Below are 18078 nucleotides of genomic sequence, written 5' to 3' on the forward strand. Positions count from 1 at the left end.
AATATGATCATTTCGCCAATAACAATGCGCGCAAGTAAGCGCGTGGTCAAGATACACGGCATGCCATAAATAACCTTCTTGATGCGGCTGTTCATGTAGCTCACCATGCTCACACCCAGCACTGTATATGTGTTGACCCTCCCCCCCGTTTGCGCGGTTGTTACGCCAGTGGCCTGTACACATTAAGTTCTCACATTTATACGCCCCCCCACCATAAAGCGACGCGCTGTTATGTTTTGCCAAGACTTCACTGTTATCGCAATGTGCCACAGCACCTCCACGTTCAGCTTGGCAAAATTGAGCATCAATTGTTGAGTATTTCAAGCCATAGGCTGCTCCCCCTTGGCGACCCGCTTTGCATTGTCTAATGTTCAACGCTTGTACCTCAGTCGCTTCGACATCTCCATATATCGCACCACCATCATGGCTAACACAATGATGCTCTATCACACAGTTAAGTTGAATATTTTCGACATAACGTAAACTAAACGCGCCACCACTGCCTTCAAAGCGAGATGGTTCACCGGCAATCGTACCGTCAAAAGTGAAGCCTTTCATCTGTACATTTTTCACCTTCGCGTCTCGCTCTCCCCGCAGAATAAAGCGACACCCAGGGTGTGCTTTAACAATACGTGTTTCTTGCTCGTTAAAGCCGACAATACTCACATTTGAGCCTATTTCTACAGCTTGATTAAGCTTGTACGCACGGGTTACTTGAGGGTGACTGTTGTGTGGATAGAGTAAAATAGTCACATTATTCAACGTGCCACGTTCAAACACGGCATCAAACTCTTGCTGATCATGAATCGCGATGACCTTCTTACCATGGCTCAACTGCCAAGTATGCTCATCAATATACGCTTTTACCGCTGATTGCGTGGCCAATGTGTTATTTGACGTTTGTTCACCACCGAGTAGCGGGTCTTGAGAAACCATATTAATCGTCGGACTATTTGGGAAATTGACCGCTGCAATAGATAAATCATCAGCCGATAACGCGCCTTGAATCTGACAATCCCCCACTATTTGCGCACCGTTGCCTACCTCCAAACGTCCCTCAACCGAAAGGGCTTCACTAATTCGCGCATCACCATTTACATCCAGTTTATGACTTGCTTGTGCTGTGCCTAAGCCTAATTGACCTTCACAATTGAGGTGTAGCTGCGTGTCACCACTTATCGCAATATCTAACCCAGCTAACCCTTCTTCGCTATTTATTGCCAATTTTGCCGACGCTCGCGTATCTCCTATATTTAATGTATCTTGCGCACTCAACGACCTTGTACTCAAGGTCGTGTTAAACTCAGCTGGACCATTCACCTGCAAACAACCCATCAGTGCTGTGTCTGGTTTTATCAATACTTTACTGTCGGCTTCTAAACCTTCAATATTAACGCCACCTTGAATAGTCGCATGCTTGCCAACATGTAAATCATCCTTCAAGCTAGTACGTTTCTCTACAGTGAGGGATTCAGCAACAGCGACATTTTTGACAAAATCACTGTCTCCTTCCACGCGAACTTTACGTGTGAATACAGCATGGCCTTCGACTGTTAAGCTATCTTTGAGTAGAACGTCATCACTTACGGTTAAATCAGAACGTAATTCAACATCCCCAAAAATCTTTGCGCCGTCTAAACACTCTAAACGACCCGCCCCTTTTAACACACCGTCTAACTCAATATCACCTGTTACAGTAACATTGCCAGTCACATCTAAGAGTGCTCGGGGGTCTTCTGTCCCAATACCCAGTCGGCCCTCTTTGACAACCACGGGGTCACTGCCTTGGTGATAAACAGCCAACGCTTTATCAAAATGGTTTTGTTCAATACTTAATTGCGCATTACCCAACCTCGCTGACGATGAATCATCTTGTTGATGATGAAATGCTAAACCTACACGGGCCTCGCCCAATAGCTCCGTATTACCATAAACATTCAAGTTACTACGAAAGCTGGCGTATTCATTTACATGCAAACTGTCATCAATTTCCACACGCCCTGACACAGTTAAATCTTTATGGAAACGGCTGTCCTCAGCCACATCCAGCATGTACTCTGGTCGCTCTAGCCCTAAGCCCAAGTTTCCTTGTGAGAATACTAACCCCACCTCACCATTATGGTGATCTATGCGTAACGCTTGCGCTTGCTGTTCACAGATATGAACCCGTGCTGATGCTTCGTAAGGTGTTAAACTCAGATCACCGCCGATGCTCACGTCATCTCTAAATACGGCTTTATTATCAACCGTTAAGGCATTATCACCCACTTCCCCTTTAATAACGACGTTACTTTGTGCAACAAGTACGCCCTCTACGGTCACTGTATCATTGAGTTGTGTATGCGCAGTCACAGTTAATGCGTCATTTAATTGCGCCAATTTACCCACTGTGAGGGTATCTGCTATGTCTGTCGCCTCACTTACCGTTAATGTGCCATTCAACACACTGGAACCTGATACCGACAATGCGTCTTTTGCCGCCTCAGCGGTGTTGTTTGTGACACTGACATCAAGGCCATTTCGTAACGCCGTTTCACCAATGACCTGTAATTTGTCTTCTATATCTGTTCGACCTTTCACCTGCAATGCTAGCTCAGGATTTTCAATTGCGAGTGTTCCGGTTATTTTCGCCTCACCCGTGAGAGAAAAGTCGGCACTATTCACATCGATGGTTTGATTAATTGCCAACTTTCCTGGTTGCGCATAAATCACCTGAGCGTTTGTCTCATCACTGATTTTAAACACCGGTTCAACACCAAGTTGCGTTAACTGCAACTGAGAGTCGTTAGTACGAATAAAATCGCCATCATCGCTGAAGACACTGAACGCGCCGCGTAACTCGGTGTTGCCATACACCATAAACTGAGCATCCGTTGCATTGGAACCAACTTGTGTCTGTGTTAAGCTGGCACGAAAAGCCGGTAGGCTATTTTCGCTCTGTGTAATGTCTAGTGTGTTTCGAAGCGTAACATGTCCCTCAAACATACTTTCTGAGCCGACATGAAAATGAACTTGCGGATCTGCCTTATGAACCCCCACATACTCCGCTTTATTTACCAACACTGAGGTGGTTGCATTGCCGTTTTTATAACTGACATCGATGCCTGATGTCGTCGTCTCATCCGCCAGTACAGCAAATTTGGCTGACGTCGTAAACCCTTGAGCATACGATAACGCGGCAACTTTAATTTGTTCATTAACCAGCGAAGTATTGGCATTGACATGTCCTGAAATATCGAGTGATGGTGCGCTGACTTTGCCTGTCGCATGCATGCTGCCTTCAACACAAAGAGGTAAACTCCCCCCTTCACTGCCCAGTGTGACTTTTTGTTTCTTAACACGTAATAGTGCTTTATCTTCATCATCTTTGATGAGTAACGTGGTTTCATCTGCACCTTGCGCATTAATACTAACCCGCGCGTTACTTTGACCTTGTGCATGACCTACATTTAACCGTTCACGTATCACTGCGTCAGTCGCCTGCAAAGTTGTTGCTGCAGTAATATCTTGAAATTGAGCGCTGTGCTTAACAGTCAATGGGGCATTAATCAAAGCACCTGCTGCGCGTTCAGGCTCCGTGGTGCCTGATTGTTCTCCCACAAGTAATGTTTTACTTTGAGTGAGCCCTGATACCGTTGCAGAGTCTGAAACATGAAGCGTCTCAACCTCTGTATTCTGTGCGGTTAAGCTGCCCTCGACAACAGATGTTTGACTGGTCGCCCGGCCCGATACATATAAATCTTGTGCTATTTTAGTTGGCTTATATAGCGTTATTTCTGTTTCATCGGTCACAGGTGCACTCGTGACTTTAATATACTTATCATCACCGTTTTGCATGTTGAGCATGCTACCTGGTTGCGCCGCATGAATATCCAGCAATGCCTCAGGTTGATGCGTGCCAAGGCCGACTTTTCCCGATATGGCTGCATTACCTTGTGCAACAGCTCCCAGCGACGTTCCTACTGATACACCCCCTTGTACTGCAAGCCCTTGTGCTATTTGCACCTCGTTATTAAACTGACTCGGCCCATCATTTTTAAGGTGTACTGTGGCGCTGTCTTTACTGACGCCAACTAAAAACGATCCATCCACATGCAAATGACTATCAGGCATAGATGTATTAATGCCCACTTTACCTTCAGAGTCGATAATGAACGGCGTGTCATCATTATTCTCATCATCAACACGTAGCAATGCATCCATGTCACTGCTTGATTTATTAATATGCAGTATTGCCTTAGTGCTGTCTTTATTGATACCAACACCCAGCGCCTTATGTGCCTCAAGATGTTGATTAAAGATGGCATTATTCGCAGTGAGGTTACCCTCAAGATTGGTTGCCCCAGTAACAGCTAAGCTGTCCTTCAGCGTAGTTGCACCACTAACGTTTAACTGCTCTGCCGTGGTGTTCGGACCTAAAGTTGTATTTGTGGTAACAATTAACTTTTCAGTGTTTACTTGATCAGCTTGCACCGTTGTCATATGAGCCGATTCACTTGTCAGTGACTGCGTTTTAATATCACCAGTCACTTTGACCATTGAGGTATCTGCGTTCACTTCTAATACGTTGTATGCATTTAACGTGTTTGCACTGGCCGTGAAATTACCACTTTCGCCTACTGACACAGCGTCTGCCGTAACTTTCACCATGTTTGCTTCAGCATCGGCTCCTGCAACTATCAGTTGCTCTGGTGTTATGGTAATGCTCGCGCTAGGTGCCGTTGAACCTGGCGCCAAGTCTTTGCGCTTTATATGCAGAGGCGCAGTCACTTCCAACGTTTCATCGTCACTGGCGCCTGTCACTTTTAAGGGATCATCCACTTGGTTAAAGCTAGAGCGAATTAATGACTCAAAATCATCACCTGTCGGGGTTTGTAAATCATCAAATTTGCCAATTAATGACGCACGGCTTTCAGGTGCTGGCGTTGATGATTCGGTGCTCGACTCAATATCTTGCTCAGTTGAGGTAGTCATAAGTAGTTCCTTGATTAGATTCGATTTGCCGTACTTTTGGCGACAGTAAATTTAGAAGCCTCTGGGCTTGTAGGGTTTATTTTTGAAAGTGAAACCGGTGAAATAGGCGTTAAATATGGCAATGGGGTATAACCCACAGTAAAACGGCGATGATTATTAGCGCTGTCTAACAGGCTAGGTTTACATATTTCGTCAATACAGTGCTGGGCGGTCAGGTAAAATACTGTATCGGCGCTAAAACCGATTGGAAATTCAAAGTTTTCGTTTGCAATAATAGCGGTAACTGAACGATGAATTTCGGATAAAACGACGCCGTCGATCTCGAGCTCATCTGATAATGCCTGTTCTGAGTACGTCTGTAATATGTCATACATGACCTGCTTAATGGTCTCGAAATCAGCCTCCTCATTCGTTTCATTTATAATCAATGAAGCCAGCATCCAACGATGCTCGGTGCTGTTCGATGCCGCATCTATTGGTTGCCTAAGAAACTGCTTTAATAGCCTATTCAGTCTCATTGCAACCGCAATAACAGACTCATTGAATTGCATGAACCGGCTCCGCTGAGCTTCGCCATAAAAATTCAGCCACCCATAATACAGCCGCTCAAAAAGACTCATAGTTTCTTTGTCCAACCACATACTCTGGGTACTTTGATGCAGTGGTGTATACATCCTAATTTGAGAAGACACCAAGGCTCTAAATTCAAGGTTTTGGAACCGCGTCGGCCAATCTGGCAAAATAAAATGTAGCTGAGTCACTAAGGGCTGTTCAGATATGCTACCGGTTTTTAAATCGGTATTAAGCAAGCTTGATTCAAGCAAATAGAAGCTTTCCTTGTTATTGGTCGCAAGCGGCATTTGTCCTGGGTGGGAGAGCCCAATATGTCGCATAATATATTTACTGAGCCCAGCTAATTGATCACAGTGTGGTAAACGTGACAAATAATTAAATCCCATTCCTCGCTGGCACCCAAGCTCCCCTATTTCATTGAGTAATCGACATTTATCAATATACTGTCGAAGTAAAACTAAGCGAGCCACCAAACATTCCTCACCACTTTGATCTAATTCATTGCTTGCAAGTTCAGTCCCATACAAGGCAAAAACATTCTGGTACTTCAATGAATTAGGGTCTGGTACTGTAATACAAAAACGGGCCAATAAGTGTGCTGTACTGCGATTGAGGCGCGTCAGTTGGGCTAAGCTAAAATGCGCTTCTAAGGTACGCTGCATACCTTCATTCTGATACGTTTCAATTGGCATAGTAATTAGATGCGCTAAGCCACTAATTCCTTGCAGTGCCTGACTCAATTGAGAGTGAGGTAGTGCATTTACACAGGTCCAAAATGCCACACATTGCGTTTGATTCATTGACTCACTGGCCAGCATGTCATCTAATAAAGACGCAATAACCTGATAGCTGTCTGGGCTTGGCAATGCCAGAATATGGGGGAGCACATCAAGTTGCTTGTGTTGGTCCGCTAGTATCTGATCGAATAAATGTAAATAACCTTTAAACTGCAACAGCTGTGCTTTTTGCCCTGAGTCAATAAGTTGATCTAAGCTTTTTTCGGTAACCGCAAACACCTTTGGTAGTTCGTGTTGCAATGAATCGTAGTGACTCAATGGACGATGCTCACCTTGTTTATGCGGCGCTAATAATATATTTCTTTCATTCAACGGTGCCGATTTGAATGTATCTAACGCAGCACGAATTCGAACTTTTTCATCTGTTGTTAACGTGTAAGCTTGCTGTTCAATGGTGATATTGATTGCATCAAAAAACTGTGGGCTTTGGAAAAATAACGCAGGCAGGCACACATCACCATTTGCATTTGGCGGGATTTTTGTTTGCCAGTATTCATACCCTTGCTGAGACGATGCGGTTATAAACTTAAATTCACTAATATTGGCGATGTGTGGATGGCCATCAAGCACACTGAGAATATTTGAACTATAAAGATGCCGTTTTTGGGCTGTGTTCGCTAAATCTGAATCTAATACAAACCCATTATTTAGCTTTGGTCCATTATAAATTTGCTCTAAGCTGATGTTTTTTTGCTGTAGTTGCGCCGCGGTATATTGAGGAACACTCGGTGATATTTCATTGTCTATCAGTCGAAAAATGTCCACCAGCGTTTCAACTACATCATCGACGTCGTTTAAATCTAAGCTGACGGTCAGTAATACATCTTCCACCCCATAAAAGCCAATTTGGCCGAGTTGATGATTAACCGTTCGGTTACTGATAAATGTTTGATGGATTTTACTGATGACTTGTGCACGTATTTCATCACTATTTTGATACAGCTGAATCATCAAATCAAAGGTATCGCTAGCGCTCCCCGTTCCTGTATTTATGTCTTTGACATGAACATTTTTTACTTCTGCAATATCTAAAAATAAGCGCCGATAATCATCAGCTGTCACACAATGACTGAATAGAACCGTTTCTGGTGCGAGGAACTGCTGCCCGCGATTCGCATCACTTTCTGCACGAGACAACAGGTCTTCTACAGGAAAACTAAATTTATAGCTTAAATCTGACAGGACATAGACTAATACCTCCAGTAACGTAATACCTGGATCAAAACGGTTGTGATCAGTCCACGTATTTGGTGCAAATTGTTGCAGCCGCTCAAGTGCTTGTACTCTCAATCCCTCAAGATCTTGTCCACGATGCAAAACAAGATCATTAGAGATTTTCAATGGATTAGAAACCATAATTTACCTAATAAAATAGAGGTGATATACGCAAGACGCGCTGACCGAAAAGCTGTGAAAACTTTCTTTTAAGCTTTGCGTCGCAATGTTATGTATTCGATTAGCAAGGGGTTGCTGTATTACTGCACTTTAAAGTCATGCTCAATTTCCCATTTACCAATGCCTTCAAACACATCGCCCGAGACACTGGCTAATGAAATCTTATGGTTGCGAGCCGGTACTAGGATCTCTTGCGCATCCTTTGGTGCTAATGCACTATATTCGTTCTGATTGTCACCCGCGCGTTTCGCTCTGATCACTTGGATCATATCTACCGCAACATGTTGTTCTAACACTTGGGCTAACGTTGTTAAATAAATCGTTTTTGACAATTCGGACTCTGACTTATTCCACGGTGTTAATGTATCTATGACCAGTTGATTGAGCTCGATAACAGAGCTTTGGATATCATAAAGCGGATTAATTTTTACAATCAGCTCTACTTGCACCTCTACATAATTTGGATCTTCAACCTTCACAGCTAACCCAGGTACTGTGAGCGCTTCAATCAGATTAAGTACCTCTCGTTTTAAATATCGAGGTGCCTTTGGTTGCAACACATCTGGATCATAATTTAATGGGATCACAATCAAGGTTACCCCTTGGGAAGTATGTACCGCTCGTGTTGAATGTAATTGTGGGAAAGTTTGTAATACACAATGTTCAAAATCCCACGCTGTTAACAGTCTTCCCCTATGATGTAAACGCTCACTTACTCTTTGATTAAATGCTGCTGTCGTTTCTGTGACTTTGGCATCATAACTTGGATAAGGCTGGCTAATTTGCTTAACCATTGGATCTGGTTGCGCTAACTTTACAATTTGCTCGGCCGATAAGGGTTTCTCGTAATGTGCTTGTGGGTGTTCAATACTTTTTAATGTGACTTCTACACCCTGTGTGAACATGCCACGTATGCGTGAATAAATGGGATATATTGAAGACTCATTGGTCGGGTATTCAACGGAGTCATACTCAATACTTGCTCTAAGCCACAGCCGGCCATCATGATTAAAGCTATTCTCCAAGCCAACTTTTGGTAAATAAAAAATAATGATACCCGAGTCAAGTAAATCATAAGTGCTATCTTGCAAAATACGCCCTTCGCCTGCCTCGCCTTGTGAATCTTCTCGCTTTAATCGCTGCCAATGACCATTATCAAAATATTCCCACAAAAATTTAGGCGAGTGCCCCATGTTATAACCATCGATGGGATCTATTTGAAAATACATGCTCACTTGCCCAGGAGACACAACGTCTTTTAAAGCAATATAGAGATACCCTAATTTATCAATTTCTGGCAACAATTTAGCCTGTGCCATACGATTCAATGCTAGTGTTTGGCGACCAATAGGCGCTATATGCTCAAGCCAAATGGTATTCCCAACTACCGCGCTATTGGCGCTAGTGACGCTTTCACATTCATAATTCAACTGAACTAATTCCAAATGCGGTGTATAAGGGGGAGAAACCTGAATGGGTATGAAGTTATCTGGTGATTTGCCCAACGCGATGCCATTTTGATAAGCAAAGTACTCCACAACACGTGTGTAGTCTTTGTGACCAAAATCTTGGCTGGTTAATTCGAGGCTGTACCATTTTGGCCACTGCCTCGCATCTAATTCAGCCATTGGCAACGTGCCATAGTCTGCCGCTACATTATTATCGGCTGTCGTAAACTCTATGGTATTTGCGGCTTTATTGTTGACAACGATTGGCAATGTATCCTGATCATAATCATCATAAAACAGTTTCGTGCTGTGTCCTTTCCCAGAAAGTGCTTCTGATGCTAACTCACTTCCCAGCGCTTTGTCCGATTGATAAATCTTCACTTCGCTATCGGGCCAAGTTAAACAATCACACGTACTATCTAATAATGTGTTTAAGTCAAACGACGTCACAGCACTGCATACCTTTTCTTCCGCGCGAGTCGAATCAGACGCTTCCACAGTACAACGGCCACTTTCATTAAAGAACTCAGAGTTCTGTGATTGATCCGCTTGAGTAAAGAGGTAGAAGCTATATGGCTTGTAATACGTATTAAAGTCACTGGGTCTATCTAACCAAGTAAACGATAAGCTGGCGTAAGTAATGTCTTTGCACAATAACTCTGGATGGGTAAAATGAAATTTAGCCGCAAGCCTAGGGTCTAGACCAAAAGGATCAAACGGCTTTTGTGTATCCAGTGCGCCTTCGCTATTACTCGCAATAACCCCTGATGCGCCAGTCACTTTCACATTAAGTTTAATATGCTCTATGCCAATTTGGCTCAGTAACCCTTGATTCGATGCTTGTTCACCATAAACCGACAAATATGCATCGCTTTTCAATACAAACGATAAATAGGGTAAATGCAAATGGCCACCAATATATTCATCATCAGCTGGAGATAACGCAGGGAATAAAGGCGATAAGGTGATCTGAAGTCGAGTTTGGTCAACACTTTGCGCATGACTTTCAAATGCCCACGTATCAGCAGCCAATAACCTTGGTCCATCTACAGTACTGGCATAAATATCAAATACGCTCTGCCAATCGGATACATTTACGGGCGTACTTCCCAGCCTATCCGTCGCAAACTGCAATGTGACTACGCGCTCGCCGCCTAGCAAAAACAGATCTTGAGAGGCGACTTTAAACCCTAGCTCAACCTCAGGTTGACCTTCTTCGGTTGATAACGTCCCTAAGCTTGGCACACTCTGTTCAAGTATTTGCCCTGTTTGAGCATCAAAGATGACATTGCGTGCCACCTGCAATGATGCCTGTTGATCCGACTCTGATGTGATCACCCTATTTAAGGTGGCTGCAAAATCAACTTGGGCATGATTAATCGCTGCTGGTGTCGTTGTATGGTAGATTAGTGCATTACCTTCACTGTCTTTACCACCATCAAACTCAATCCCTTCAGCAAGCGTCATTGAGGCGATATCACCAAGTGTAATAACAACATGCGCACTATCCGGTTGCGCAACTTGCTTAGTAAAACGCAATACATCATGAAAATAATGATCCAAATGCCGACTCACAAACGCATTAAATTGTGCACTTGTATGTTGTAACAAATCAATGAACGTCAGCAATAACGCCAGATCAGGTCGACTCGCCAATGCCTGAGTATCAGTACTAACAACTTGGTTCTTTAGCATGTTGGCTAATGATGCTAACTGATTGGCATCAGGTAAAACCTGCTCCCAAGTCTGTAAATTCGGCACACTTGCTTCATCAATAAAACGTACTTGTTTTGCTAGCTGTTGCAGGTACACCAACCACTGCTCAATCGTGCGTGCTTCAATTTGAAAAAAAGCACTCGACAGTGGCTCTGTACGACGCTGAGATTGGCTTAACCCTTGGTGTAAAGGGGATAATATATGTACAGGATAATTAGACTTTTCAGTCATGATAAAACCTTAAGTTATCATTCTAAAATTAAAGCAATGCCTACAAATCCAAGCTAAGGTGCTGGTTTTGCAATAACCACGAAATGAATACAGCGCATAAACTCGAAAAATTCGGTACGAATGGGTTAACGTCATATTTAGCGTACGAAGCGATGTTGAATATGCAGTTCAAAAGCGTTGCGCATTGAACGAGAGGTGTAAAACGTGAACTCTTTTAGCCCAAGTAACAATCAATGAAGCTATACAGATTGCTCAAGTAGATAAAAAGGAAAAACCATATTACTGCGACTATTCGTTTGGCGAATCAAATACTGCAATTCAATAGTGAGTATGCCGTCATATAACGCTGAGCTATCAAATACAATGTCTTGTAATGTGATCCTTGGCTCATAATTAAGTAATACAGTCGCTATCTCTTGTTTTAGGTCTGCTAAACTTTGCTCTGCGGCTTCTGCAAAAGTAAAACTAGACAACCCAGAACCCATTTCGGGCCACAGTGGACGTTCGCCAATGAGCGTGTGCAACGCCAAATAAATGGCTTGTTGCAATAGAACTTCACCTGACGCTATCGCGGGTCCTGACTCGGAGGTTCCAAAGCGTGGAGGGAACGCCCAGCCTTGTCCTAAAAATGCACTTTGTGACATGAATTTTTCCTTTATGTACTATTTAACGTCTGTCGCTTTGGCTTCTATGGTGGCATTGCCATCCGCTTTGAGGTGAATATCTTTACTTAAATCAACCATCGCTTTATCTTTACTCATCAAATTAAGCGTGTCTTTTGCTGTTATCGTGGCCATATCTTTTTGCGCAAGGGCATAGCCTTGCTTTTGCCCAAAGGTAATTGTTTGATCTTTGCTACCTTTAAGCAGTAAGTGCGGTTCTTTTAATGTAAATTGAACAGCCAACGCTTGTTCTTTAAAAAAGATGCCCCGCTGTTCATTTTTATCATCATATGCAAAAGGCGGCATGACTTTTGGGTTATGACATGCACCAATAATCACAGGATAACGCGCATCGCCTCCAATAAAGTCCACCAATACTTCAGTATCAAGGTCTGGCGGTAAGAAAACGCCTTCCTCTTTGCCTGCAAACGGCGTTAACAATCGCGCCCAAACGACCTTCTTGTTGGTTGCCGTTGGTAATAACACCGGAATGCGTTGTAACGCTTCATCATCTTTTTGAAAAGCGGCCACTTTTGCCATAACAGGGGCTGCTGGAGGTAACGTCTGCCATGGTGACCAAAGTGTTCGTGTTAATGGCACACCCAATACATATTCACAGTACCAGCCTCTGTCACTGATATGGTGGTGAATTTCCCCCACTAAATACTCTCCAGCACTGAGCTTGCCAACGCCAGATACAGTTAACGCATCGAGTAATTTCACCCCTTTTAATGCTTTTTTACTCGACATATCAATGCGAACGCGACCTTGGTACATATCCAATAAACGAAAATGGACCTGCGCTGTTGCACTCGCGGCAAGCTCAGTTTTATCAACGGGGGCTTGCGCATGGCATAACTGAGCAGGCAAACTAAACGCGGCATCGGCATCTGCATGTTTTGGATATTTGTAACTACTCGCAAGAGGATCTGCATTCGCAAGCAAGGCTTGCTCTTTTATATCCCAACCGGTGTATTGTGTTTTCTTTAAATGGCTGCTTGTGTCTACAGACAGCTCAAAGTCAATACATCCATCCATTGCCAAATTAAACGTATGGGTGCCTGGTTGGTGTTTTTTAAGGTCAACAACATCAGCTTTGCCTTCATCGCATAATACAAAGCCATTCACCAAAGCCCGATGCATCAACATATCCCACGGCGATTGCTCAATCATTAGAAATTGATGGTGTTTAATCTCACTTTTAGCAATCTTACCTGCTGTCGCCCCAGCTCCAGATAACAAATCCGTTATGATGTCAGTATCTGATGTTTTTGGGTCATACAATTTACTTAGCTTTGCTTGGCAAAGCTTATTAACGTCGCCACGCGCAATCACCTGAAGGTAAGTTGCACGGTCATAACCAATCGATTGTTCGGTGATAACGCCTATATAAATTATCTGCTGCTGCGCCTCTGCAATCCCCGCTTTGACAACAATTTCCTTACCCATTTTGAATAAATCAGCATCCGTCGTAAAAAACGACTCGGCCGCCATATCACCATCTTCAATGAGTAGCGTCAGTTGCGAAATTTGATTCACTCCCATGCACGTTTTTATCTCTCGCACGGCGACTTTTTCAGATACCGCATTACCTGCCACTGTAATGGTATACCGTATATCCATGCTATCGCTCCAACGGGGGATAAGTTATCTGCTGACCGATCTCTGCCCGTCGCACTGATGCCATATTATTTGCTGATGCAACGTGGTGAACAAATTGCGCAGAGCCGTAGATCTGCGCCGCCTGTACCAACACCTTATCACCTGCTTTAAGCTGAAAAACATGCGTTAAATCTGGTGAGCTTTTCCCTGACTTTAATTTTATTTCTTTCTCTGATAAACATTCCGTCAAACAACAACTCACTTGGGCCTTCACCCGGCGGCCTTTGCTATCAACGAGCTCATTTTTAACTTCTAGCTCGGAAAACATACCGCTAAAACTGCCATCAGCGCCCGCATTAAGTGCCATATTGAGTGGGGTAATTGTCACAAACGCAGGCACATGGGTTTTCCCTTGTACCGCAGTGCCATATTTCAATAACGTTTTTATATGTGTTTCAGTCGTATTGTCACCCATTACACGCTGAAGCAATTGATTGGGTGTTTCAACAACGGAGTCATCCAATAAAAAAGTCATTTTCAAAGTAGATGGTGCCGACTTTTGATATTGACTGGCACCACTTTCGGCCCCCACAACGTTTGAACTGGTTACATTATTTTTGTACGAACTTTGCAAAGAATTAGAATCGTAAGGGAGCGTCAATTCAGCAATTTTATTACCTGCTCCGCGTTCAACTTTTGTATAGAAGGTAATTTTACAAAGCGGTAAACCATCCGCGGTTATGCCATTATTTTTCATATTATCTATGGCCTCTTTTGTCTTACAAATTGCGCAAATTTAAGATCAACATAGCGTTTAAGGTCCACAGCAACACTGCTTGACCATCTGGCTAAATCATCTTCATTGAGTGTTTCATTCTCAGGGGCACATTCACAATTTTCATCCGGTGTTAATGTCTCATTAATTTCGCCATTATCCACATCGGCAGAAGCTGAACTCGAAGTCGGTTCTTGTGTCTTTAACTTTGCTTTAACTTGAATTTGATCACATTTAATGTCCACGCTCTCTCCTTTGCATTCACACATCATTAGGGAATTGGGATCGATACTGACTTTAAGTCGCTATAACTAAAACTCATAGACTCAATCAGAACATCATTACGAGTTGCGTCCAGACTGTCCCACTCCCAACTTTCTAAAAACGCCCGTTGTACAAACCATGCTTTGAGCGGCAAATTATTGTCGTTCAATAATGTAATTAGAATATCGTTACGCATCATGTACATATCCCAGTAATTCAAATTCACTAAATTACCTTCTTGTACCGTGCTTGGTACTTTCAATACCCCACGCTTAAGGACCAAAGTCCGTGCTTGCTTTGTATTGGCGATAGATACGCGATTTCCGCTACGCTCCACACCTCGAGCTGACTTTAGTCCACTAATTTCTTTAAAGAATATATCTATAGGGTTAGGAATGCCGGCAGTCATGATCACTGCTGCAAATCGATACCCTACTAAAGGAATGCCTAGATCTTGGATCATAATATGTCCTAAAAAGGCACCGAAGTGCCTGACACAAGGAGAATGTAATGATTAATGGAATTCGATTTTAATATCGTCAGCCATCATTTCTAGTGACTCAACACTGGCTTCATTTGAGCCGCCATTAATGCTTGGCGCTGTAAGCTTTTTAGGGAAGGCATTAATCACTTTCCACGTTACTAACGGTTGGGAGCGATCTTCATTCGTCAATGAAATGGTAATGTCTTTTTTATCCACCAAATTTAGGCTAATCGACGAAATCCAATCGTAAAATTGACTTTTTTGACGTACTAAGCCGCGCTTAAGGGTGATATTCACATCTGTCGGTTGGCCAGGCATGTGTTTTTTGCCATGACCATCTTTATAAGTAATTGTTTCAAAACCAATATCTAGCCCAGAAACTTCTGAAAATGGGATACTCTCTTCGCCAAAACTTACCACAAAGCGGTAAACTGGAATAGGATACTCCGCTTCAATATCCGTTCTTGCTGTAGCCATATATAAACTCCAAAATTTGTATTGTGTGAGCAGCATCTGCCCATAAGAAATGAGATTGATTGAGTGGGTGTATTGATTGAATGCATAACCTCACCCAATCATTGAGTTAGAGGGCTTAGCCTTCTATGCTTTTATGTGAGAAAGTCAAGACGATAAACTCTGCTGGTCGCACCGCAGCTAGACCGATTTCAATATTCATAATGCCATTGTTAATATCATCTTCAGTCATCGTTTGGCCCAGACCCACATTGACAAAGAATGCTTGCTCTGGAGTTTCACCAAAAAATGCGCCTGCTCGCCACAGATTTTCGAGGTAGCTTTCAATCATGGTTTTAAGCTTTAGCCAGGTAAACGGTGTATTTGGCTCAAATACCGCAAAGTGCGTGGCTTTTTGAATCGACTCTTCGACAGTATTGAACAAACGACGGACAGATACATAACGCCATTCATTGTCATTACCTGCAAGCGTACGAGCGCCCCAAACCAAAGTGCCTTTACCCACAAAGCTGCGAATAGCATTAATTGATTTGCCGGAAGTAGCATCAACGTTCAGATTTTTTTGGTCGTCATTGTCAATGGCGACCTTAGGTGCAAGCACTTGCGAAAGCGCAACGTTTGCCGGTGCTTTCCAGACACCACGGTCTTTATCGGTCTTCGCAATAGCCCCTGCAACCGCCGGGGATGGAGGTAACACAAGGTAATTTTTACCTAATTCAGCTTTTACTAAATTATACGTTTGTGCACTATAGTCAGCGGCTGCATCATCGCCTAAATCTGCCATGCTCACTATATTAAACGTGTCGGTACCGGTACCGTCATCAATATACACATTTACGTTTGATTCGTTATAACTGCGAGCAACCGTTGTTTGCAGATATGGGTAATACGATGCCCCATATTGTAAACCAGCTGTTATTGATGAACGAAGCATTGTTGAATCTGTGGCAATATCGAAATCACCCGTGGCTGTTTTTACCATCTGCATTTGCACATCAACGAGGGCAAATCGATCCATACGCGATTCTGCATGAGCAAGTGACTTATTCTGTACAGAATAGTGGTCAACAGCGCCCAAACCAATTGTTTCAGGTGTCGAAATTAGCGTGACCTCATCCACTTTGTTTAAACCAGCGACCGCAGTTTCAAAGTCTGCTTTACTTAGCCCGCTACCTGCTTCACCAACTGTAACGACGTAGCATGCACCGCCTCCATTAGCAAAAAAGTGGCTAACAGCTTGATACAAGAAATACTGAGCAGCTGGGGCACCATTGACTTCAGTGCCACCGGCATCCAATGAAATCACCTTAAATGCCGTATTTGTGTCATTTTTTGATTTCAACATGAAGCTTTCTTGGTATGCACCACCAAAATTAGCTTCAAATTCAATCATACTTTTAATGCGAATCGGCTTTTGTACAATTGATTCACCATTGATATCTTCTATCTTTGTTGAATAGCCAATAAACGCGGGGATTGCCGTAGCGACTTCCGCCACTGAAGGAGGCAAAATCGACTTTTCTCTAACGTAGACGTCAGGGGTTTTGTATTGAGACATAATGTTTCCTTTCGTTGAATAAACATATTCTTAAGCGCCGAGTCGGCAAGAATTTAAGGGATGGGGAACAAGTTCGATTATTTTAAAGGCATACCCACAAGCGCCGTGGTTGGGAACTTAACCTGTGGGCCAAACTTGTTCCCCAAAAGACAGTGAGCCTTTGCCACGGCTCCGCCACATCAGTCCCAGCTGATGTGTACGTATTTATCTTTTTGTACAGTGAAGACGCCATCAACCGATGGCTGTGAATTTAAATTTTAAATTAATTGCGACTACAAACGTGACACGGTAATTGGTCGATATTTTGCAATATTTCACACTTATTTCGCCACGCCTTTTAACTTCTCTACAGTACGCAGCCCCGCTAAACCTAGCATGGCGAGTGTGAGCTCTAGCATGGCATCTAAAGGCAAATTCGGAGTGCCTATACCGGGCCAAATCCATTGCAAAATGGGGTTTATCACAAATGCAAATAAAAACCCGAGGCCACACACCCACATTAAAAATGGCCGCGCCCCTGCAACAAACAAACTGCGGTGAGAGGCTTGCACCTGATTAACGGTGTTTTGTACTAAATTAGGCTGCTGAGCGACTCGTTGCTTTAATATTGCCAGATTAAGTGCTTCCTCATCACTGGTAAAAAGCTCATCTAATAATGTGCCAATGGCAACCATGGGGGCTTGTGTATTGGTAGAGAATAGAGTTGATAAAAATCCCATATTGCTTCCTCTTTACGATAAAATCAGCTGTTAAAATTGTTGAAGTCTGTTAGGCCGCTCACAAGGAGCGCGTTACATAGGAAAAGTATTGATGACGCCGAGAAGATATTAATGACACTCACAGGATATTGATGACGCAGATATGATATTAGCGACTCCCACAAAACATTAACGACTCCCATGTCTTCCTGACGCAGGTCAGGATCCATATCTGCTTTGCCTCCAAAGCGCTTAACCATGAACATTGACCAAGCATCGACCCTGAAACACGTTCAGGGCGACGAGGTATTAATCATGCCGATCAAATATTCATTGCACAGACAAGATATTCATTGCACAGACAAGGTATTCATTGCACAGACAAGGTATTGATGACGCCAATAGGATATTGATGACGCCGATAAGA

General features: G+C 43.2%; 11 protein-coding genes. All 11 read right to left on the bottom strand.

Going from position 1 to position 18078, the window contains the following annotated elements; all coding sequences use genetic code 11:
* Positions 1–4974 (bottom strand): polymer-forming cytoskeletal protein (locus tag J8L97_RS19945; RefSeq protein WP_211052337.1); only part of this gene is annotated, 4974 nt, incomplete at its 3' end.
* A 14-nt stretch (positions 4975–4988) separates the two neighbouring features.
* Entirely contained in the window at positions 4989–7700 is a 2712-nt protein-coding gene (locus tag J8L97_RS19950) for a hypothetical protein (protein WP_211052338.1), read from the bottom strand.
* A gap of 119 nt (positions 7701–7819) precedes the next feature.
* The gene (locus J8L97_RS19955) at positions 7820–11134 is read right to left on the bottom strand and encodes a hypothetical protein (protein WP_211052339.1); all 3315 of its coding nucleotides are present in this window, start codon (positions 11132–11134) and stop codon (positions 7820–7822) included.
* 239 nt (positions 11135–11373) lie between these two features.
* Positions 11374–11778 carry a GPW/gp25 family protein gene (locus tag J8L97_RS19960; protein ID WP_211052340.1) on the bottom strand — a complete coding sequence of 135 codons (405 nt, stop codon included), beginning with the start codon at positions 11776–11778 and terminating at the stop codon, positions 11374–11376.
* A gap of 18 nt (positions 11779–11796) precedes the next feature.
* Complete coding sequence (locus J8L97_RS19965; RefSeq protein WP_211052341.1) at positions 11797–13419, bottom strand: phage baseplate assembly protein V; 1623 nt, start codon at positions 13417–13419, stop codon at positions 11797–11799.
* A gap of 1 nt (position 13420) precedes the next feature.
* On the bottom strand, positions 13421–14155 hold the full coding sequence (locus J8L97_RS19970) for a hypothetical protein (protein ID WP_211052342.1): 735 nt from the start codon (positions 14153–14155) through the stop codon (positions 13421–13423).
* Positions 14156–14160: 5 nt separating this feature from the next.
* Positions 14161–14418, bottom strand: a complete 258-nt coding sequence (locus tag J8L97_RS19975; RefSeq protein ID WP_211052343.1) for a hypothetical protein — start codon at positions 14416–14418, stop codon at positions 14161–14163.
* 26 nt (positions 14419–14444) lie between these two features.
* Entirely contained in the window at positions 14445–14900 is a 456-nt protein-coding gene (locus J8L97_RS19980; RefSeq protein ID WP_192509453.1) for a phage tail protein, read from the bottom strand.
* 51 nt (positions 14901–14951) lie between these two features.
* Positions 14952–15398, bottom strand: a complete 447-nt coding sequence (locus J8L97_RS19985) for a phage tail protein (protein ID WP_211052344.1) — start codon at positions 15396–15398, stop codon at positions 14952–14954.
* Positions 15399–15513: 115 nt separating this feature from the next.
* Positions 15514–16953, bottom strand: a complete 1440-nt coding sequence (locus tag J8L97_RS19990) for a phage tail sheath C-terminal domain-containing protein (protein WP_211052345.1) — start codon at positions 16951–16953, stop codon at positions 15514–15516.
* Between the two features lie 320 nt (positions 16954–17273).
* A complete protein-coding gene (locus J8L97_RS19995; RefSeq protein WP_211052346.1) occupies positions 17274–17672 on the bottom strand; it encodes a 3TM-type holin in 399 nt (132 codons plus the stop codon).
* Between the last annotated feature and the right edge of the window lie 406 nt (positions 17673–18078).

It is taken from the genome of Pseudoalteromonas sp. MMG012, assembly GCF_018100875.1.
Lineage (GTDB): Bacteria > Pseudomonadota > Gammaproteobacteria > Enterobacterales > Alteromonadaceae > Pseudoalteromonas > Pseudoalteromonas aurantia.